General features: G+C 69.4%; 18 protein-coding genes. 4 read left to right on the top strand and 14 right to left on the bottom strand.

All coding sequences use genetic code 11. The features are described from left to right. Nucleotides 1–35: 35 nt before the first annotated feature. From PBN85_RS06865 to PBN85_RS06850, 4 genes are read right to left on the bottom strand one after another with little or no spacing between them, the layout of a single operon-like run. Nucleotides 36–836 (bottom strand): SDR family NAD(P)-dependent oxidoreductase, encoded by an 801-nt coding sequence (locus PBN85_RS06865; protein WP_271300545.1) that lies wholly within the window; start codon nucleotides 834–836, stop codon nucleotides 36–38. Between the two features lie 14 nt (nucleotides 837–850). Next, entirely contained in the window at nucleotides 851–1,894 is a 1,044-nt protein-coding gene (locus tag PBN85_RS06860) for a phosphotransferase family protein (protein WP_271300544.1), read from the bottom strand. After that, nucleotides 1,891–2,973, bottom strand: a complete 1,083-nt coding sequence (locus PBN85_RS06855; protein WP_037530656.1) for a Zn-dependent alcohol dehydrogenase — start codon at nucleotides 2,971–2,973, stop codon at nucleotides 1,891–1,893. The genes PBN85_RS06860 and PBN85_RS06855 overlap by 4 nt, the downstream gene beginning before the upstream one ends. Continuing rightward, complete coding sequence (locus tag PBN85_RS06850; RefSeq protein WP_271300543.1) at nucleotides 2,970–4,235, bottom strand: acyl-CoA dehydrogenase family protein; 1,266 nt, start codon at nucleotides 4,233–4,235, stop codon at nucleotides 2,970–2,972. Before PBN85_RS06850 ends, PBN85_RS06855 begins: the two co-directional genes overlap by 4 nt. A gap of 152 nt (nucleotides 4,236–4,387) precedes the next feature. On the opposite strand from PBN85_RS06850, the gene PBN85_RS06845 reads away from it, so the two are divergent. The 4 genes from PBN85_RS06845 to PBN85_RS06830 all read left to right on the top strand — a co-directional run bounded on the left by PBN85_RS06845 (nucleotide 4,388) and on the right by PBN85_RS06830 (nucleotide 8,420). Then, entirely contained in the window at nucleotides 4,388–5,644 is a 1,257-nt protein-coding gene (locus tag PBN85_RS06845) for a TetR/AcrR family transcriptional regulator (RefSeq protein WP_037530653.1), read from the top strand. Between the two features lie 119 nt (nucleotides 5,645–5,763). Further along, on the top strand, nucleotides 5,764–6,264 hold the full coding sequence (locus PBN85_RS06840; protein WP_271300542.1) for a hypothetical protein: 501 nt from the start codon (nucleotides 5,764–5,766) through the stop codon (nucleotides 6,262–6,264). 72 nt (nucleotides 6,265–6,336) lie between these two features. After that, nucleotides 6,337–7,056 carry a response regulator gene (locus PBN85_RS06835; RefSeq protein ID WP_037530652.1) on the top strand — a complete coding sequence of 240 codons (720 nt, stop codon included), beginning with the start codon at nucleotides 6,337–6,339 and terminating at the stop codon, nucleotides 7,054–7,056. A 29-nt stretch (nucleotides 7,057–7,085) separates the two neighbouring features. Then, nucleotides 7,086–8,420: a sensor histidine kinase gene (locus PBN85_RS06830; protein ID WP_271300854.1), complete on the top strand. Its 1,335-nt coding sequence runs from the start codon at nucleotides 7,086–7,088 to the stop codon at nucleotides 8,418–8,420. 3 nt (nucleotides 8,421–8,423) lie between these two features. On the opposite strand, the gene PBN85_RS06825 is transcribed toward PBN85_RS06830, so the two are convergent. The 10 genes from PBN85_RS06825 to PBN85_RS06780 form a co-directional block, all read right to left on the bottom strand. Next, nucleotides 8,424–9,704: an MFS transporter gene (locus tag PBN85_RS06825; protein ID WP_271300541.1), complete on the bottom strand. Its 1,281-nt coding sequence runs from the start codon at nucleotides 9,702–9,704 to the stop codon at nucleotides 8,424–8,426. Then, nucleotides 9,701–11,833: a M3 family metallopeptidase gene (locus PBN85_RS06820; protein ID WP_271300540.1), complete on the bottom strand. Its 2,133-nt coding sequence runs from the start codon at nucleotides 11,831–11,833 to the stop codon at nucleotides 9,701–9,703. Before PBN85_RS06820 ends, PBN85_RS06825 begins: the two co-directional genes overlap by 4 nt. Before the next feature lie 51 nt (nucleotides 11,834–11,884). After that, a complete protein-coding gene (locus PBN85_RS06815; RefSeq protein WP_271300539.1) occupies nucleotides 11,885–12,067 on the bottom strand; it encodes a hypothetical protein in 183 nt (60 codons plus the stop codon). Between the two features lie 2 nt (nucleotides 12,068–12,069). Then, on the bottom strand, nucleotides 12,070–12,852 hold the full coding sequence (locus PBN85_RS06810) for a Crp/Fnr family transcriptional regulator (RefSeq protein WP_037530645.1): 783 nt from the start codon (nucleotides 12,850–12,852) through the stop codon (nucleotides 12,070–12,072). 85 nt (nucleotides 12,853–12,937) lie between these two features. Continuing rightward, a complete protein-coding gene (locus PBN85_RS06805; protein ID WP_271300538.1) occupies nucleotides 12,938–13,999 on the bottom strand; it encodes a CgeB family protein in 1,062 nt (353 codons plus the stop codon). Then, nucleotides 13,996–15,078, bottom strand: coding sequence for a CgeB family protein (locus PBN85_RS06800; RefSeq protein WP_271300537.1), 1,083 nt, complete (start codon nucleotides 15,076–15,078; stop codon nucleotides 13,996–13,998). The genes PBN85_RS06805 and PBN85_RS06800 overlap by 4 nt, the downstream gene beginning before the upstream one ends. Then, nucleotides 15,075–16,181 carry a CgeB family protein gene (locus PBN85_RS06795; RefSeq protein WP_271300536.1) on the bottom strand — a complete coding sequence of 369 codons (1,107 nt, stop codon included), beginning with the start codon at nucleotides 16,179–16,181 and terminating at the stop codon, nucleotides 15,075–15,077. The genes PBN85_RS06800 and PBN85_RS06795 overlap by 4 nt, the downstream gene beginning before the upstream one ends. Continuing rightward, nucleotides 16,178–17,278: a glycosyltransferase family 4 protein gene (locus PBN85_RS06790; protein WP_271300535.1), complete on the bottom strand. Its 1,101-nt coding sequence runs from the start codon at nucleotides 17,276–17,278 to the stop codon at nucleotides 16,178–16,180. The genes PBN85_RS06795 and PBN85_RS06790 overlap by 4 nt, the downstream gene beginning before the upstream one ends. Beyond that, on the bottom strand, nucleotides 17,275–18,342 hold the full coding sequence (locus PBN85_RS06785) for an SDR family NAD(P)-dependent oxidoreductase (protein ID WP_271300534.1): 1,068 nt from the start codon (nucleotides 18,340–18,342) through the stop codon (nucleotides 17,275–17,277). The genes PBN85_RS06790 and PBN85_RS06785 overlap by 4 nt, the downstream gene beginning before the upstream one ends. Nucleotides 18,343–18,384: 42 nt before the next feature. Beyond that, entirely contained in the window at nucleotides 18,385–19,500 is a 1,116-nt protein-coding gene (locus PBN85_RS06780) for an NAD-dependent epimerase/dehydratase family protein (RefSeq protein ID WP_037530626.1), read from the bottom strand. Between the last annotated feature and the right edge of the window lie 109 nt (nucleotides 19,501–19,609).

The raw sequence follows: 19,609 nt of genomic DNA, 5'->3' as shown, positions 1-19,609 counted from the left end.
TCGTGACGGTAACAAGTCACCCCCGTAAGCACCTGTCAGACCGCGGTCTTGCCATAGTCCTGGCGCGTCACCGGGTGGCTCGACGACAGTCCGCCGTCCACCACGATCGCCTGGCCGTTGACGTAGCTCGCCTCGTCGGAGGCGAGGAACAGCGCGACCCGCGCCAGCTCCTCCGGCTGCGCGCCGCGGCGCAGCGGATTGAGCCGGCCGAGCCGGTCGCCCTTGCCGGCGTCACGCGCGAAGTCGAACACCGGCCGGGTCATGCCGGTCTCGGTCAGGCCGGGGCAGAGCGCGTTGACGCGCACGTTGCTCCCCGACAATTGCTGCGCGGCGACCGCGGCGAGGTTGATCACCCCCGCCTTGGACGCCGAATAGGCCGGCGATCCCGCGCCCGAGCGCAAGCCGGCGACGCTCGCGGTCAGCACGATCGCGCCGCCGCCGCGCGCGGCGATCCGCGGCGCGCCATGCTTGATCGCGAGGAACGGCCCGATCAGGTTGACGCGCAGCACCTCGCCGATCAGCGCGACATCGGTATCGAAGATATTCGCCATGCCGCCCGAGATACCGGCATTGGCGAAGACGATGTCGAGCCCGCCGAACGCGCTGTCGGCACGTGCCATCGCGCGCTGCACGTCACCCTCGTCACCCGCGTCGATGCGGATCGCGCGCGCGATGCCGCCGGCGTCGGCGATCGCGGCGGCGACCGCCTCGCCCGCGTCGCTGCGATCGGCGACGATCACCTGTCCCCCCTCGGCGGCGAAGGCGAGCGCGGCGGCGCGGCCGATGCCGCTGCCGGCGCCGGTGACGAGGATCGATCTGCCGTCGAAGCGTGCCATCTGTCCTCCCGAAGTCACGCGCCGGCCGCCTGCGCGAACTGCCAGCTCGCCGCGGCGAGCCGATGGACCTGCGCCGCGGACCGTTCCGCCTGCGCGCTCGATGCGGTGCCGTCGACGATGCGCTTCTTGATGCCCTGGACGATGCCGGTCAGCCGGAACAGATTATAGGCGAAATACCAGTTGAGGTCGGGCATCCCGTCACGACCGGTCCGCGCGCAATAGCGCGCCACCACCTGCTCCATGGTCGGGATGCCGGTGGCGGCACCGGTCTGCCCCTTCACCCCCGACCGTCCCTCCGGCTCGGTCACCCAGCTCATCAGGAAGTAGGAGAAATCGGCGAGCGGATCGCCGAGCGTCGACAATTCCCAGTCGAGCACCGCCGTCACCCGCGGTTCGGCGGGGGCGAAGATCATATTGTCGATGCGATAGTCGCCATGGACAATCGCGGTGCGTGTCTGTTCGGGCACGGTGCGCGGCAGGAAGTCGATCAGCCGCTCCACCTCCGGCATCGGCTCGGTCTCGCTGGCGCGATACTGCCGCGTCCAGCGCTCGACCTGGCGCGCGAAATAATTGCCCGGCCGTCCGTAATCGCCGAGCCCCGCCGCGACATAGTCGACGGCGTGCAGGTCGGCGAGCGTATCGACCATCGCCTCGTAGAGCGCCGTGCGCTCGGCCGGCGCATGGTCCGGCAACGTGCCGTCCCACAGCGATCGGCCATCGACCAGCGCCATGACGTAGAAGACCGCGCCGATCACGCCTTCGTCGTGGCACAGGGCATAGGGTCGCGCGACCGGGAAGCCGGTCGGATGCAGGCCGGCGATCAACCGGAATTCGCGATCGACCGCATGGGCGGAGGGCAGCAGCGACCCGAACGGCTTGCGCCGCAGCACATAGGCGCCCGACGGGCTGTCGATCCGATAGGTCGGGTTGGACTGGCCGCCGGCGAATTTGGCATAGCGGATCGGCCCGGCGAAGTCGGCGACGTTCGCCTCCAGCCAGGGGGTGAGCCGGGCGAGGTCGAGCCGATCCTTGCCGGCGACTGGGATGGTGTCGGTCATGCGAAGGTGATCACGGTGCGCGTCGCATCGCCCTGCCGCAGCGTCGCGAACGCATCGTTGATCCGCGCCAGCGGCAGCCGTTCGGCGATGATCGTATCGAGGTCGAGCAGGCCGCGCAGATAGAAATCGACCAGCCGCGGGATATCGACCGGAAAGCGGTTGCTGCCCATCAGCCCGCCCTGCAACCGCTTGCCCGACAGCAGGTCGATCGCGGACAGGCCGACCCGCTCGCCCGGCGGCAGCATGCCGAGGATCGTCGCGGTACCGCCGCGGCGCAGCACCTTGACCGCGGTCGCGGCACTGTCGGTGCGGCCGACCGCCTCGATGGCATGATGGACACCGCCGCGGGTCAGCGCGATCACCGCATCCGCCGCGGTCGGATCGGCCGCGTCCAGGCTGTGCGTCGCGCCCAGCTGCTCGGCGAGCGCGCGCTTCTCCGCGACCGGATCGAGCGCGATGATCCGTCCGGCGCCGGCGATCCGCGCGGCATTGACCGCGGCGAGGCCGATGCCGCCGCAGCCGATCACGCACACCGTCTCGCCGGGCGTCACGTCGCTGGTGTTGAACACCGCGCCCGCGCCGGTCGTCACCGCGCAGCCGAGCAGCGCGGCGCGGTCGAGCGGCATCGCCGGATCGATCGCGACGCAGGCATGGTCGTGGACGAGCATCAGCTCGGCATAGGCGGACAGGTTGAGCATCTGCGCGACCGGTCTGTCGCCGAGCATCAGCCGCGGCGGCGCGCCCTTCGGCCGGCGCACCGCGGCATCGACGCACAGCGCCATCCGCCCGGTGACGCAGAATTCGCATTGCCCGCAATAGGCGGACAGGCAGGTGACGACCGGATCGCCGACCTTGACCGTGCGCACCTCGCTGCCGACCGCCTCGACGATCCCCGCCGCCTCGTGGCCGGGAATCGTCGGCAGCGCATGCGGATAGACGCCGTCGACGAAATGCAGGTCGGACCGGCAGACGCCGACCGCGCAGGTACGGATCAGCACCTCGTGCGGCAGCGGATCGGCAACGGTGACGTCCTCGATCGTCAGCGGCGCGCCCGCCGCGTGGAGCACCGCCGCCTTCATCGCCGGTCGGGCCGCGGTGCGGCGGCATCGGCGTGGCGGCCGAATTCGGCGCGGGCGATCGCGCGATTGTGCACCTCGTCGGGGCCGTCAGCGAAGCGCAGCGTCCGCATCGCCGCCCAGGCATGGGCGAGGTGGAAGTCCTGCGACACGCCGCCGCCGCCATGCGCCTGGATCGCGTCGTCGAGGATCTGCAAGGCCATGGTCGGTGCGGCGACCTTGATCATCGCGATTTCGAGCTGCGCCGATTTGTTGCCGGCGCGGTCCATCATGTCCGCCGCCTTGAGGCAGAGCAGCCGCGTCATCTCGATATCGATCCGCGCCTTGGCGATGCGCTGCTCCCACACCGACTGATCGGCGATCCGCTTGCCGAAGGCGACGCGGCCGAGCAGCCGCCGCGCCATCGCCTCGATCGCGGTTTCAGCGACGCCGATCGTCCGCATGCAATGATGGATGCGGCCCGGCCCCAGCCGCCCCTGCGCGATCTCGAACCCCCGCCCCTCGCCAAGCAGCATGTGATCGACCGGCACGCGCACGTCGCGCAACACCACCTCGCCATGGCCGTGCGGCGCATGGTCATAGCCGTAGACGCTGAGCATCCGCTCGATCGTCACGCCGGGCGTGTCCATCGGCACCAGGATCATGCTCTGCTGCGCGTGGCGCGGCGCGTCGGGATCGGTCTTGCCCATGACGATCGCGATGCGGCACCGCGGATCGCCGACCCCGCTCGACCACCATTTGCAGCCGTTGATGACGTAGTGATCGCCGTCGCGGACCATCGAGGTTTCGATGTTGGTCGCGTCGGACGAGGCGACCGCCGGCTCGGTCATCAGGAAGGCCGAGCGGATCTCGCCGTGCATCAGCGGCGCGAGCCAGCGCTGTTTCTGCGCCAGCGTGCCGTAGCGGTGCAGCACCTCCATATTGCCGGTGTCGGGCGCGGAGCAGTTGAACACCTCCGCCGCCCAGTCGATCCGCCCCATCTCTTCCGCGCACAGGGCATATTCGAGGTTGGTGAGCTGCGTGCCTTCGAACACGAAGCGGTCGTCGACATGCGCCTGCCCCGAATGCGGTGGCATGAACAGGTTCCACAACCCCGCCGCCCTGGCCATGGCCTTGCACGCCTCGATCGTCGGGATCACCTTCCACCGCTCGCCGCTCGCCGCCTCGGCGTCATGCTCGGCGCGGCGCGGGCGGATCTCGGCGTCGATGAAGGCGCGCACGCGGTCGCGAAATTCGGTCTCGCGTTGGCTCAGCGTGAAATCCATCCAACCTCTCCAGCCGTTCTCTCGCCATTGTCTAGGCCATACCGCACATTCGGTAAAGCGCCGACCAGCGCCCCCTCGCCCCGCCGGGCGAGGATCGGCAAGGCATGTAGAAAACACTGTTTCTTCGAAACCAGCATTGGTAGACGGGCGGCATGGAGCAACGCGAGGCGGACGCCACCGGCGTCACCAATGATGAGGAGACGGGCACGAAGCGCTTCCGCGCCAAGCGCGACGCGATCCTGGCCGCCGCCGCCGAGGCGATCAACGAACAGAGCGCCAAAGGCATGACCTTCGCCGACGTCGCCCGCCGCGTCGGCCTCAACACCACCAGCGTCACTTATTACTTCAAGCGCAAGGAAGATCTCGCCGCCGCCGCGTTCGAGCATACGCTCGATCAGTTGCTCGCGATGATCGACGAGGCGCATGCCGCCGCGACGCCGCGCGAGCGCGTCCGACGCTATCTGTCGCTCAACATGGAACGGTTGACGCGCGTCCAGCGGGGCGAGGAACGCGCCATGGCGGTGCTGTCCGATCTGCGCGCGACCGAGGAACCCAACCGTACCCGATTGCTGAATCGCTGGCGCGAGGTGTTCCGGCGAACGCGCGGCCTGTGGGGCCCGCCGGCCAATCGTGCCGAGACCGACCTGTTCGGCGCCCGCGCGCACGTGCTGCTCGAAAACACCTTCTGGCTGCCGGTCTGGCTGGTCCGCTACGAGCCCGACGAATATGCCCGCGTCGAGGCGCGGCTGATGGACGTGTTCGAATCCGGCATCGCCGCCGCGGACGTGGCCTGGACGCCGCAGCCGATCGACCTGACGCACGACGAGGGCGAGCCGGGCCGCGCCGCCTTCCTGCTCGCGGCGACGCGGCTGATCAACGAACTCGGCTATCGCGGCGCCTCGGTGCAGCGGATCGCCGCCGAGCTCAACGTCACCAAGGGCAGCTTCTACCATCATCTCGATGCCAAGGACGATCTGGTGATCGCCTGCTACCGGCGCAGCTTCGACACCATCTCCGACACGCAGCGGCAGGCCGATGCCGCGGGCGGATCGCACTGGCAGCGGCTGGTCAGCACGATCGCGACGCTGCTCGACGTCCAGTTCGCCGAGCGTACGCCGCTGCTCCGCACGACGGCGCTGTCAGGCCTGCCGGGCGAGGTGCGCAGCGCGATGGTCGATCGCTCCAACCGGATCGCGCGCCGTTTCGCCGGCACGATGATGGACGGCATCGCCGAAGGATCGATCCGCGCGGTCGATGCGCTGATCGCGGCGCAGGCGCTGATGGCGTTGCAGAATGCCGCGTTCGACATGCGCAAATGGGCGGCGGCGATGCCGCGCGATCGCGCCGTCGCCATCTACGCCTCGACGCTGCTGTTCGGTCTGTTCGACGATCGCGCGATCCGCGGCTGACCGACCGCCCGCGACAGCTTGTTACACTTTTCTCCCGTGCCGACACACGCCGGCGACACCCGCCTACGATAGGCAAGACCGGATGGACGGGGATCGGCCCCGCCGGGGTGGAGGTGCAGGTGATACGCAGGACTTTGGCGGCGATGATGGCCGCGGGCATGATCGCGGGCGCGGCGGGCGCGCAGACGCCGCCGCCGCCGCCACCCCCGCCCGGCGCAGGCGGCGGGATGATGCGGCTCGACGCGGATCACGACGGCGGCATCACGCGGGCCGAGATGCTCGCGGAGGCGGATGCGCGCTTCACCGCGATGGACACCAACAAGGACGGCACGGTGACGCCGGACGAACGCGAGGCCGCCCGCGCCGCGATGCGGGCGCAATGGCGCGGCCGGGATCGCCGCGCCGGTGACGCGCCGCCGCCGCCGCGCGACGGCGCCCGCCCGCCCCGCGAGGGCGCCGAGGCGATGACCCGTGCGCAAGCGCTCGACCATGCCGGGCGACGCTTCGACCGGCTCGACACCAACCATGACGGCAGGCTCGACGCGACCGAACTCGCCGCGGCGCGGCCGATGCGCGGCCCCCGCGACAATGGCATGCCGCCCGCCCCGCCGGAGCAATAAGATACGGATCGGACGGGCCTTCGGTCCGTCCGGCCTTTGCAGGAGAGGTGCGCCGTGGCTAATGCCGAAGCGATGGGAGACATGCCGCACCTGCTGCTCGTCGACGACGAGCGTTCGATCCGCGAGCCGCTCGCGCAATATCTCACCAAACAGGGATTCCGCGTCACCCAGTCGGCGGATGCGGAAAGCGCGCGGATGCGGCTTGCCGCTTATGCGATCGATCTCGTCATCCTCGACGTGATGATGCCGGGCGAGGACGGCCTGTCGCTCTGCCGCCATATCGCCGCGACCAGCGACACGCCGGTGATCCTGCTCACCGCCAAGGCGGAGGAGACCGACCGGATCGTCGGGCTGGAGATGGGCGCCGACGATTATGTCGTGAAGCCCTTCTCCCCGCGCGAACTGGCGACGCGGGTCAAGGTGGTGCTGCGCCGCCTCACCGCCGGCGGCGCGCGCCAGCATGCGCCGGAAAGCGGCTCCTATGCCTTCGCCGGCTGGGTGCTCAAGACCGGCGAGCGGGCCCTGGTGGATCGTGAGGGCGTGTCGGTGCCGCTGTCGACCGGCGAATATAACCTGCTGCTCGCGCTGGTGACGCGGCCGCGGCAGGTGCTGACCCGCGACCAGTTGCTCGACCTGACGCAGGGGCGCGAGGCGGCGGCGTTCGATCGCGCGATCGACAATCAGATCAGCCGCCTGCGCCGCAAGATCGAAACCGACGCCAAGCTGCCCGAGATCATCAAGACGGTATGGGGCGGCGGCTATACGCTGGCGGCGGAGGTGACGCGGCTGTGAGATGGTGGCCGCGCAGCCTTGCCGGCCAGATGGCGGTGCTGATCGCGCTCGCGCTGTTCGTCGCGCAGGCGGTCAATTTCGGGCTGGCGCTGCGCGAGCGCGCCGCCTTCCGCCTCGCACAGGCGACGCGGCCGGTGGCGATCCGCATCGCCGACGCGCTCGAGCGCGAGGCGCAGGGCGGCCGACCAATCGCGCCGGACCATGGCCGCATCCGCCGCGCCACCCGCGCGGTGATCCCCGCCGGCCTGCCGCGCCTGCCCGAACTCGCCGCCGAACTGCGGACGCAGCTGCGCGAACAGGGCGTCGACGTCGGGCGGATCGACACAGGCCTGCGCGACTGGGCCGAGGTCGACGATGCGACGCAGCGGCGCGACGCCTCACGCGGCGAACGGGTCCGGCGCGAGCGCGACCATCCCGAACAGATGCTGCTGATCGCGATCGAACAGCCGCGACACGGCTGGCTGACGGTGATCGTGCCATGGGACGACGACGGCGGCGTGCGGCTGTTCTGGCGCCTGTTCCTGCAGACGCTGATCCTCTACGGCGTCGTGCTGCTGCCGGTGCTGTGGATCGCACGGCATATCGCGCGGCCGCTGCGCGAGCTGACCGCGGCGGCGCAACGCTTCGGACGCGGCGGCGGCGAGCCGCCGGTCGCCGTGGTCGAGCGTGGCCCGGCCGATATCATCCTGCTCGTCCGCTCGTTCAACGCGTTGCAATGGCGCGTCACCGCGATGCTCGACGAGAAGGACCGGATGCTCGGCGCGATCGGCCACGATCTGCGCACGCCGCTCGCCGCCTTGCGCGTCCGCATCGAATCGGTCGACGACGATACCGACCGCGCGCGCATGGCGGAGACGATCGCCGAGATGAACCGCACGCTCGACGATATCCTGTCGCTCGCACGGATGGGGCGGCCGAGCGAACCGCTGACCGAAGTCGACCTTGCCGCCCTGGTCGATGCGGTGGTCGAGGATTTCCGCGATCTCGGCCAGGACGTCGCCTTCGAGGAAGCGGCACGGCTGCGCATGCGGCTGCGCCCGTCGCTGATCCGCCGCGCGATCCGCAACCTTATCGAGAATGCGGTCAAATATGGCGGCAGCGCCGAGGTGCGGCTGATCGCCGAGCCCGCCAGCGTGTGTATCGAGGTCGCCGATCGCGGGCCAGGCATCCCCGACGACCGGCTTTCCGACGTGTTCGAGGCGTTCACCCGGCTGGAGACGTCGCGCAATCGCGACACCGGCGGCATCGGCCTCGGCCTCGCGCTGGCGCGGACGATCGTGCGCGAGGCGGGCGGCGACGTGCGGCTCGCCAACCGCAGCGACGGCGGGCTGTGCGCGACGATCGAACTGCCGCGCGCCGCCTGACCGTCAGTCCTCGACGATCCGGCTGTGCGCCTGCGTATCGCGCATCCGCCAATAGGTGACCAGCGACACCGCGATCATGGCCGTGACATACCAGTAGAAGGCCCGCTCCATCTGCGCGCTCTTCAGCCAGAGCGCGACATATTCGGCGGTGCCGCCGAACACGGTATTGGCGATCGCATAGGGGAGCGCGACGCCGAGCGCGCGGATATGCGCCGGGAACAGCTCCGCCTTCACCACCGCATTGATCGCGGTATAGCCGGTGACGATCACCAGCGCCGCCATGACGAGCGCGAAGGCGGCGAGCGGATCGCGCACCGTCTCCAGCGCGCGGAAGATCGGCACCGTCGCCAGCACGCCGGCGACGCCGAAGCCGATCATCAGCGGCCGCCGCCCGATCCGGTCCGACAGGGCGCCGGCGAGCGGCTGGATCAGCGCGTAGAGCGCCAGCGCGCCGGTCATCACCCAGGTCGCGGTTTCGCGGCTGAAGCCGCTGGTGTTGACCAGGAACTTCTGCATGTACGTGGTATAGGCATAGAAGGCGAGCGTGCCGCCGGCGGTGAGCAGCACCACCGTCGCCGCCTCGCGCGGGTGGGTGGTGAACAGCAGCCAGCCGCTCGATTTGGGCTTGTCCTGCGCATTGGCAAAGGCCTCGGTCTCCATCAGGCCGCGGCGGATGAAGAAGACCGCGATCGCGAGCAGCCCGCCGAGCGCGAACGGAATGCGCCAGCCCCAGCTTTCGAGCTGCGCCTCGCTCAGCACCGTCTGGAGCAGCAGCAGCGTGAACAGCGCGAGCAACTGCCCGGCGATCAGCGTGACATATTGGAAGGACGAGAAGAAGCCGCGCCGGTTGCGCCCCGCCATTTCCGACAGATAGACCGCGCTCGCGCCATATTCGCCACCGACCGACAGGCCCTGCATCAACCGCGCGACGACGAGCAGCGCCGGCGCCCCCCAGCGGATCGAATCATAGCCCGGACAGATGGCGATCAGCAGCGCGCCCGCGCACATCAGCGCCACCGACAGCGTCAGCCCCGCCTTTCGCCCGCGCCGGTCGGCATAGATGCCCATGATCCACGCGCCGATCGGCCGCATCACGAAGCCGACCGCGAACACCGCCGCGGTGTTGAGCAATTGCGCGGTCGGATCGCCCTTGGGGAAGAAGTGCGGAGCGAAATAGAGGCCGAACGCCGAATAGACGTACCAGTCGAACCATTCGACCAGATTGCCCGCCGACCCGCCGAGGATCGAGCGGAGCCGCCCCGCCGGCGCGCCCGCGCTGCTCACCGTGCCGCCGCCGCCGCAAAGCCGCGCTTGCGCAGCAGCGCGCCGACATCGGGATCGCGGCCGCGGAAGGCGCGATAGGCCTCGGCGCGGTCGGTCTCGTTGCCGGTCGACAGCAGGATGCGCGCGAACCGGTCGGCGGTCGCCTTGTCCCACGGACTGCCCGCCTCTTCGAACGCCGCGAAGGTGTCGGCGTCCATCGTCTCCGACCAGAGGTAGCTGTAATAGCCCGCCGAATAGCTGTCGGACGCGAACAGGTGATTGAACTGCGGCAGGCGGTGCCGCATCACCAGCGCGTTCGGCATGCCGATCGCGGCCAGCGTCGTCCGCTCGAATGCATCCGGATCGACGACGCCGTCCGCCACCGTGTGCAGCTTCATGTCGACGATCGCCGAGGCGAGATATTCGGTGGTGGCAAAGCCCTGGTTGAACGTCTTCGAGGCATCGATCTTGTCGAGCAGCGCCTGCGGCATCGCCGCGCCGGTCTGGTAATGCCGGGCATATTTGTCGAGGACGTCGCGGGTCAGCAGCCAATGCTCGTTCACCTGGCTGGGGAATTCGACGAAGTCGCGCGGCGTTCCGGCGAGGCCGGGATAGGTGACGTCCTGCAGCATCGCATGGATCGCATGGCCGAATTCGTGGAACAGCGTCTGCGCATCGTCGAGGCTGATCAGCACCGGCGCCCCCTTGGCGCCCTTGGCGAAATTGTTGTTGTTCGAGGACAGCACCGTCTGTGCCGGCGCGAGGCGACGCTGGCCGCGATAGGTATTCGCCCAGGCACCCGAGCGTTTGCCGGTGCGGGCGAAATCGTCGCGATAGAACAGGCCGACCTCACGGCCGTTGCGATTGGTGACGTGCCAGATGCGCATGTCGGGATCGAACACCGGTACCGTGCCGGTGATCTCCTTGAAGGTCAGCCCGTACAGCCGGTTGGCGGCATAGAGCGACCCCTGGATGATGTTGTTGAGTTCGAAATAGGGTTTGAGTTCCGCCTGATCGAGGTCGTAGCGGCGCTTGCGCACCTGTTCCTGGTAGAAGCGGTAATCCCACGGCGCGATGGTGAGCTTGGCGCCGCTCTGGTCGGCGATCGCCTGCATGTCGCGCACCTCTTCGGCGACGCGCGCGGTCGCCGCCGGCCAGACGCGCAGCATCAGCGCCATCGCCGCCGCCGGCGTCTTGGCCATCGTATCCTGCATCCGCCAGTCGGCATGCGTCGCGAAGCCGAGCAGATGCGCACGGTCGGCGCGCAGCTTGACGATCTGCGCGATCACCGCATTCGTGTCGTTGGCGTCGCCATTGTCGCCGCGGTTGGTGAAGGCGCGCCACACCTGTTCACGCAACGCGCGGTTCTGCGCAAAGGTCAGCACCGGGTCGACCGCCGAGCGGGTGTTGACGATCGCCCAGCCCGCCTGGCCGCGTTCGGTCGCCGCCGCCTTCGCCACCGCCTTGACGCTGTCCGGCACGCCGGCAAGCATCGCCTCGTCCGTCACCGCGATCGCGGTCGATTCGTCGGCGAGCAACCGCCGCGAGAATTCGCTGAACGCGCTGGCGAGCTGCTGGTTGTACTGCGACAGCCGCGCCTTCTGCGCGGCATTGAGCTTCGCGCCCTGTCGCACGAAACTGTCATAGGTGCGCGTCACCAGCCGCTGCTGCTGCGGGTCGAGCTGCGCGCGCGCCGCATATATCGCTGCGATCCGGGCGAACAGCTTGGCATCGAAGGTGATCGCGTCGGAGGCGGCGGCGATCTTAGGCGACCATTCGCGGTCGAGCGCCTGATAGGCCGGCGTGTTGCGATTGCCGGTCATCACGCCGAACAGCGTCATCACCCGGCCGAACCGCTGCCCGGCGAGCTGCATCGGCACGAAGGTGTTGGCGAAGGTCGGTGCCGCCGGATTGTCGGCGATGCGGCGATATTCGGCGGCGCGCTCGGCAAGGCCGACGGTGAACGCCTCGGGGAACAGCTCGGGCGTCACCTTGTCCCACGGCGGCACGCCGCCATAAGGGCCGGTCCAGTCGGCGAGCAGCGGATTGGTCGCGCCGGGGCGCGCCTCGGCGACGGCGGTGTCGCCGGCGACCAGCGCACCGGCGGCGAGCGGCAGGCTGACGGCAGCGGCAAGGATCAGGGGGAACACGGCGATCTCCGGATGGGTCGGCGGGCCAGCATAGCCGCTGATCCCTCCACGTCACCCCGCCGATTGCGTCGCGATACGGTCCGCCGCCGCGAGCAGCCGCCGCCCGGTCTCCGCCGCGGCGGCCGGCGTCATCGTCACCGCGATACCGCCCGGACCGTCGAGCAGCACCTGCCCGGCCTCGATCGATACCTCCCCCGCCACCGTCTGGACCGAACGGGGATGTCCGCCATCCATGCTCACGAGGTTTTCCAGACGCCGCAGTCCGAGTAGAGATAATCGCTGTTGAATTCAGCGGTGGTGCACAGGCCACGGTGATCGAGAATCTCGACCCGCCCGTTCTTGAAGGTGAGCAGGCCGCGCTCGCGCAAGGTGCGCAAGGTACGATTGACGTGGACGCCGGTCAGCCCGCACGCCTCGGCGAGATCGGGCTGGGTCAGCGGCAGGTCGAACTGTCCGTCCTGCGCCAGCCCGACCATCTCGAGCCGCGCATACAATTCGCAGAAGAGATGCGCGAGCCGCCCCTCGGCGCCGAGCCGGCCGAGCCGGAAGATCCATTCGCGGTGCATCGCCGCGTCGATCAGCGTCGCGAACCACAGGAAGCGGGTCAGCGTCGGATGGCGTTCGGTGATGCCGACCAGCGCCTGATGATCGAACAACGCCACCTTGACCGGCCCGAGCGTGCCGATGTCATGATCGAGCCGCCCGGTCGGAAAGCCGTGCAGATCGACGAAATCGCCCGGCACGTGGACCGAGACGAGCTGCCGATAGCCCTCGCGATCGTCCATATAGCGCGTCACATAGCCTTCGATCAGCATCATGCTGCTGTCGACCGGCTCGCCACGGCGGACGAGATGATGACGGGCGGGATAGTCCTTCACCGCCATCGCCGTATCTTCCAGCACGCGGCGTTCCTCGGGCGTCATCCGCGTCCGGCCGCGCCCCATCAGGAAGCGCCCGGTCTGCGGATAGCGCGCCACCTCGCCGTCGGTTTGATCGCTTTGCGTCGGATCGTCTCTCATCAGCCTGCTCGAACAAGGATCGTTACCGGAACGTTCCATTGCCGGGCTTGCTCCGCCAGGCAAGCGCGTTCGTCTGTCGCCGCCGTCACGCCGCGCACGCCGTGATGCGATCGGCCAGATAGGCCTCTAGCTCGGCGGCGCGCGTATCCGCGCCGTGCGCGGCGAGGACGCGGCGGCGCGCGGCGGCGCCGATCGCGGCGGCGTCGCGCGTCAGCGCCGTGCGGACGTCGTCGCCGGTGTCGGCCAGGATGATCTCCGCGTCGTCGGCGAGGATCGCGTCGAGCCCGTCCCAGCGATCCGAGATGATCGGCGTGCCGCACGCCGCCGCCTCGAACAGGCGGACCGAGGGCGACCAGCCCGCCGCGATCATATCGGCGCGGGTGACGTTGAGCGTGAAGCGCGACGCCGAATAGAAAGCGGCATGACCGGCGGGCGGCAGATGCTCGATCCGCTCGACATTGTCCGGCCAGTCGATGCCGGCGGGATATTGCGGGCCGGCGACCGCGAACCGGCGCTGCGGCTCGGCGCGGGCGACGTCGATCAGCAGCCGGGTCAGCGTCGGCTGGCGATCATCGCTATAGGTGCCGAGATAGCTGAGGTCCCAGCGTTTGGGCACGTCGAGCGGCCGATAGGCGGCGGTGTCGACCGAGCAATAGAGCGCGCGCGCCGCGGGCGCCTTGAATTCGCGTTCGAGCCGGTCGAGCGTCGGCCCGCCGGTGAAGCTGAGATACAGGTCGTAGCCGGGGATGATCGCCGGCGAGAGATATTCGAAATCGCCGCGCGCCAGCTTGGCGAGCGTCACCGGCGTATCGATGTCGTAGAAGGCGGTGACGCCGCATGCCTCTGCCTGCACCCAGCGCCCGACCGCGACGCCGTCGGGCACGTAGGAGCCGACGATTACCGCATCGGCCTGCGCCACCCTGCCCCGCCAGCGTCCGAGATCGGCGAGGTCGCGGTAATAGGCGAGCTCGCAATATTCGGGATCGATCAGATCGCGATGATCGCCGGCATACCAGGGCACCTCCCGTTCGAGGAACAGGATGTCGTGCCCCCGCGCGGCGAACGCCTTGAGCAAGGCACGGAAGGTGGTGGCATGGCCATTGCCCCAGGACGATCCAAGGCTGAGGCCGAGGACGACGAGCCTCATGCCGCCGCCTGCGCGCGATGCGCCCGGAACAGAGCGTCGACCTGCTCGGCGCGCAAATCGTAGGTGTGCTCCGCCAGGACGCGCCGGCGCGCCGCCTCGCCGATCGCGGCGGCGCGGTCGGGGGTCAGAGCCGCGAGATGATCGGCGACGTCCTGCCCGTCGCGGGCGACCAGCACCTCGACGTCGGGGATCAGGAACTGCTCGATCCCCTCCCATGCGTCGGTGATCAGGCAGGCGGCGGCGCCCGCCGCCTCGAACACCCGCGTCGCCGGGGAGAACCCGATATGCGCCATGCTGTCGCGCGCGACGTTGAGCACCGCGCGCGGCGTGCAGTTGAAGGCGTTATGCTCGGCGGTATAGACGTGGCCGCGGTGCCGGACGTTGTCCGGCATCGCCTTGCTCTCCCAGCCGTTGCCGCCGATCAGAAAGCGTTGCCTGGGCAGCGCGGCGGCGGGGCGGAGGAAGAATTCCTCGACCCGCGCCTCGCGATCGGGCAGCCGGTTGCCGAGGAAGGCGAGATCACAGGCGAAGCGCTCGTCGCGCGGCACCGGATGATGCGTCTCCGGATCGAGCGCATTGTAGACCGGGATGCAATGCCGCGCGCCGAAGCCGGTATAGGCGTCGACCACCGGCGGGCCGCCGCCATAGGTCAGCACCATGTCGAGCGCCGGCAGCGCGCGCAGCACCGGATGGCTCGCATCGGCGCGCATCTCGTCGAGCGTCGCGGCGGCGTCGACGTCCCAGAAGACGGTCAGCGCGTCGCCGCGCGCATGGCGGACGATGCCGTCGAGCAGCTCCGCATCGAACACGCCGACGCCATTCGCCTTGACGACGATATCCGCCGCCGCCGCCTCGGCCAGCACGCCGTTCAGCGCCTCGACCGTGGCGGGATAGACCACCGACCGGGCATAGGGCGGCGGGTCGATGTCGCGGTGCTGCTGCCGATCGAACGCATCGGGTTCGTAGAAGGTGATGTCATAGCCGCGGGCGTGCAGCGCCTTGAGGATCCCGCGATAATAAGTGGCGGCACCGTTCCAGTAGCTCGATACCAGGCTGGAGCCGTAAAAGGCGATCTTCATGCAGCGTCCTTGCGGGCGTGGGGCGCGATCCGCGCGACGATGGCGAGCAGCTCGTCGACGCGATGCGCGCAGGTATGGCGGGCGAGGATCGTCTCGCGCCCCGAGGCGACGAGCGCGGCGCGCAGATCCGCATCCTCGTGCAGGTCGCGCAACGCCTGGGTCATCGCATCGCCCGATGATACCATCAGGAAATCACCGTCGCGGAACAGCCGCTCGCTGTCCTGCCACGGGGCCGAGACGAGCGGGATGCCGCAGGCGAGCGCCTCGAAGACGCGGATCGTCGGGATGCCGGGGAGGATCGTCGCATAATAGCGCCGCGGCACGTGCACCGTCGCCAGCGCGCGCGCGAACAGCCCCGGCGCGGCGGCATTCGGTGCCCAGCCGTGATAGCGCGCGCCATAGCGGGCGAGCGTCTCGCGCGCCGGTTGCGGGTAGCGGACGCCGTAGATGTCGAGCGACAGTCCTGCCTCCCGCGCGGGTTCGAACAGGAAGGTCTCCAGCTCCTCGGTCCGTTCGCCGTCGCCCCAATTGCCGATCCAGACGAGGCCGTCGCACGGGCCCTCCTCGGCCGGCGGATGGAAGCGACGGACATCGGCCGCCTCGTGCCAGGTCCATACCCGATCGCCCCAGCCCCAGCCGCGATAGACCTCGCTCAGCGCCTCACCGAAGGCGAGCACGCCGTCATAGCCGGACAGGTCATAGGCGCGCATCTGATCGGGCTCGCTGACCGCGCGATGATGCGTGTCGTGGAACAGCAACGTCCAGGGCGCGCCCCGCCGCCGCAGCCCGCCGAGCGCCGCGACCAGATCATGGTCGTTCCATTCGTGGACGATGACGAGATCGGCCCCGTCGACCATCGCCGCGACATCCGCGCCGAGCGGATAGCTGACCGAGCCGAGTTCGGGATAGGCGGCGCGATAGGCGTCGAGCCCGTCCGGCCCGTGATCGGCGACGAGATTGGCAAGGCTCCAGGCGTGTTCGGGCGCATAGACGCGGACGTCGTGGCCGCGCGCAAGCAGCTCGCTGAGCACGCCGCGGAGGAAATGCGCATTGCCGTGGTTCCAGCAGGAGACGAGGCTGTGGGTGAAATAGACGATCTTCATGCGGCGGCTCTTCGAATGGTCGGTCGGGTGAGCGTCGCGCGATACAGCGCGAGCATCTGGTCGGCGGTCGCGGCCGGTGTGTAGCGCGCGGCACGCAGCCGCGCCGCCTCGCCGAGCGCGGCGCGACGCGGACCGTCTAGCGCCAGCGCCTCGATCGCGCGGCACCAGCCGTGGTCATGGCCGTCGGCCGGCACGAACAGCGCGACCCCCTCCCACAGCTCGCGGAACGTCGGAATGTCGGCGAGGACGAGCGCACATCCCGCCTGCGCCGCTTCGAGCACCGCCAGCCCGAACGGCTCGAACCGCGCGGCGGAGACGAAGATCGGGCGCCGCGCGAGATGCCGCGCCAATTGCGCGCCCGACACCTCGCCGAGCCTATGCAGATGCTCGAGCTGGATCGTCTCGCCATGCGGCCCGCGCGTCGCGCCGGCGGCGAGGAAGGGGATCGGCAGCCGTGCCGCAGCGCGATCGAGCAGAGCGGCGTTCTTGACGTCGTCCCACAATCGCCCGACCGTCAGCGCGACATCGGCGGGCGCGCCGGCAGGCGCGACCTCCGGCAGGCTGCGGCCATTGTGGATCGCGAGCACCGGTCGGGCGAGCGCATAATGGCGCGCGACGACCTCGGCATAAGCGGCGCTCGGCGCGACCACCCGGTCGACCGCGCGCAGCCCCGCGGCGGTGAGCGCGCGGTGCCAGCGATAATCCGCGGCGAGCGGTACGTCCCGCGCCGCCTGCCACCAGGTCGCGACACAGCCATGCGCCACCGCGATCGACGGCAGCGGCGCTCCCGCCGCAGCAAGCGTCGGCATATTATAGTGGATGAGGTCGACGCCCTGCGCGACTGCCAGCGCGGCGATCGCCGCGCTCGCGGCCTCGACCGGCGCGGCCTCGTAACAGGTCCAGTCGAGCGGCAGGCCGGTGCCGACGAGCGTCACTGCCCGGCCCGCCGCATCGAGCATCGCGCGCTGGTCGGCATTGGGCGGCGGCCCGAGCACCGCGACGACGCTGGTCACGCCGCGTGCGGCGAGCGCCACCGCCAGCTCCGCCGTATACTGCCAGACGCCGCCGACCGCATCGGTGGTCAGCAGCAGCCTCATTCCGCCGCCATCGGCTGCGGATCGGCGATGGCGATGTCGAAGCCGCGTTCGGCGGCGAGCCAGCGTGCCAGCGCCGCGACGCCCTCCCGCCAGCCGACCCGCGCCGACAGGCCCAAGGCAGCCTCCGCGGCGCGCGTGTCGGCGACGAAATAGCGCTGATCGCCGGCGCGCCAGTCGGCGGCATGGATCGCCACCTCGCGCCCGATCAATCGGCTGATATGGGCGAGCAGCACGCGCAGCGAGATCGCATTGTCCGGCCCGCCGCCAAGGTTGAACGCCCGTCCCTTGACGGTATCGATCCGCCGCCACGCCTGCAGATAGGCCTCAACCGCATTGGCGACGTCGAGGATGTCGCGGACCTGATAGCCGTCGCCGTAGAGCGTGATCGGCTGGCCTTCGAGTGCGCGGATCAGGAAATGGGCGACCCAGCCCTGATCCTCGGTGCCCATCTGGCGCTGGCCGTAGATGCAGCTCATCCGCAGCACCGCGGCAGGCACGCCGAAGCTGCGCGCGTAATCCAGCACATATTGGTCGGCGGCCCCCTTCGACACGCCATAGGGCGTGTGGAAGTCGAGCGGCCGATCCTCGCCGATGCCGTGACGGCGGACGCCGGCATCGACCGGCTGATAGGCCTCGCCCTGCCGTTCGAATTCGAGGTCGGCGAGATCGCCATAGACCTTGTTGGTCGAGGCGAAGATCACCGGCGTGCCGGGCTTGCGGCGCACCGCCTCGAGCAGGTTGAACGTGCCGAGGATGTTGATCTCGAGATCGTCGCGCGGATCGTCCATGCTGGTTGTCACCGCGACCTGCGCCGCCATGTGAAACACCGCCTGCGCCGGCGCGACCGCGCGATCGAGCGCGTCGCGCTCGCGGACGTCGGCCCGGATCGCGGTGATCCGGGCGCCGTGCCGCTCCTGCAACCAGCGCAGATTGCGCTCGACACCCGGCCGGCTGAGCGCGTCATAGACGATGACGTCATGCCCCTCGCCTGCCAACCGGTCGGCGATGTTCGAGCCGATGAAGCCGGCGCCGCCGGTGACGAGGATCGGCGCCTCAGCAGCCACGGAACGCTCCCGCTTCGCCGGATCGCTCTGCGAGACCGGCCGTCATGCGACCAGCCCCCGCTGTTCGAGCTCCGCCCGCGCCTGCGCGACATTGTCCTCGGCGCGCTGTTCGCCGACCCATTCGGCGAGTTCGGCGAGCCCTTCGATGAAATCCTGTCGCGCGGTGAAGCCGAGCCGGCGTTCGGCGAGGCTGGTGTCGCAGAAGCAATGGCGGATGTCGCCGATCCGCGCCTTGCCAACGATCTCGGGGCGGATGTCGTTCTTGTTCATCGCCTTCGCCAGCGCCTCGGCGACCTGCGTCACCGACCGGTCCTGGCCCGAACCGATGTTGAACGTCTCGCCGACCGCCTCGGGCAGCACCAGGGCATCGGCGAAGGCGCGCGCCACGTCGCTGACGTGGACGAAGTCGCGGCGCTGCTCGCCGTCCTCGAAGATCATCGGCTGCTGGCCGTTGAGCAGGCGCGAGGCGAAGATCGCCAGTACGCCGGTATAGGGGTTGGACAGCGCCTGACCCGGACCATAGACGTTGAACAGGCGCAGGCAGACCCCCTCGATCCCATAGGGCTTGGCCATGATATGGGTGGTGCGCTCCTGCACATATTTGTTGAGCGCGTAGATCGAGGCGAGGCTCGGCCGCTTCCATTCCGGCGTCGCGATCGGGGTCAGCGGGCGGCCCTGCGCGTCGGTCGGGTCCCAGTTCGCCATGCCGTCGCGCACCGCGCCGCGCTCGGCATCCTCGATCGTACGGCCGTCGGCGTCGCGATACAGGCCCTCGCCGTAGATCGACATCGACGAGGCGGTGACGACGCGCCGCACCGGCTGGTCGATCAGTTTCTCGAACAGCACCGCGGTGCCGACATCGTTGGTCGAGGTATAGCGCTCGACCTCGTACATCGACTGGCCGACACCGACTTCGGCGGCGAGGTGGATGACGCTGTCGACGCCGTCGAGCGCGCGGGTCACGGCGGCACCGTCGCGCACGTCGCCGCGGATCAGCTCGATGTCGTCAGAGAGCAGCGGCGGCCGGTCGACCTCGCCGTGCACCTGCGGAATGAGACTGTCGAGAACGCGCACGTGATTGCCGCGGCGCAGCAATTCTTCTCCAACGAAGCGGCCTATGAAGCCCGCCCCACCCGTGATCAATACCGTTTCGGTCATAGTCTATTGATCCGGATCAACGACACCACCGCTGTATTGCTGTCTTTTCTGTTCAACCGCCGACCCGCCCCCAATTGGCGATTATTCGCTACGGTTGTGGAACGAAGGT

Source organism: Sphingomonas sp. CV7422, from assembly GCF_027945725.1.
Taxonomy (GTDB): Bacteria; Pseudomonadota; Alphaproteobacteria; order Sphingomonadales; family Sphingomonadaceae; genus Sphingomonas; species Sphingomonas kyungheensis.
The sequence above is the reverse complement of the archived record's forward strand: the minus strand, read 5'-3'. Positions and strand labels throughout refer to the sequence as shown.

Bases quoted from the DNA above. Each gene is read 5' to 3' on its own strand.
- PBN85_RS06865 (WP_271300545.1), bottom strand. From the start codon at position 836: ATGGCACGCTTCGACGGCAGATCGATCCTCGTCACCGGCGCCGGCAGC.
- PBN85_RS06860 (WP_271300544.1), bottom strand. From the start codon at position 1,894: ATGACCGACACCATCCCAGTCGCCGGCAAGGATCGGCTCGACCTCGCC.
- PBN85_RS06855 (WP_037530656.1), bottom strand. From the start codon at position 2,973: ATGAAGGCGGCGGTGCTCCACGCGGCGGGCGCGCCGCTGACGATCGAG.
- PBN85_RS06850 (WP_271300543.1), bottom strand. From the start codon at position 4,235: ATGGATTTCACGCTGAGCCAACGCGAGACCGAATTTCGCGACCGCGTG.
- PBN85_RS06845 (WP_037530653.1), top strand. From the start codon at position 4,388: ATGGAGCAACGCGAGGCGGACGCCACCGGCGTCACCAATGATGAGGAG.
- PBN85_RS06835 (WP_037530652.1), top strand. From the start codon at position 6,337: ATGGGAGACATGCCGCACCTGCTGCTCGTCGACGACGAGCGTTCGATC.
- PBN85_RS06830 (WP_271300854.1), top strand. From the start codon at position 7,086: ATGGCGGTGCTGATCGCGCTCGCGCTGTTCGTCGCGCAGGCGGTCAAT.
- PBN85_RS06815 (WP_271300539.1), bottom strand. From the start codon at position 12,067: ATGGATGGCGGACATCCCCGTTCGGTCCAGACGGTGGCGGGGGAGGTA.
- PBN85_RS06810 (WP_037530645.1), bottom strand. From the start codon at position 12,852: ATGAGAGACGATCCGACGCAAAGCGATCAAACCGACGGCGAGGTGGCG.
- PBN85_RS06805 (WP_271300538.1), bottom strand. From the start codon at position 13,999: ATGAGGCTCGTCGTCCTCGGCCTCAGCCTTGGATCGTCCTGGGGCAAT.
- PBN85_RS06800 (WP_271300537.1), bottom strand. From the start codon at position 15,078: ATGAAGATCGCCTTTTACGGCTCCAGCCTGGTATCGAGCTACTGGAAC.
- PBN85_RS06795 (WP_271300536.1), bottom strand. From the start codon at position 16,181: ATGAAGATCGTCTATTTCACCCACAGCCTCGTCTCCTGCTGGAACCAC.
- PBN85_RS06790 (WP_271300535.1), bottom strand. From the start codon at position 17,278: ATGAGGCTGCTGCTGACCACCGATGCGGTCGGCGGCGTCTGGCAGTAT.
- PBN85_RS06780 (WP_037530626.1), bottom strand. From the start codon at position 19,500: ATGACCGAAACGGTATTGATCACGGGTGGGGCGGGCTTCATAGGCCGC.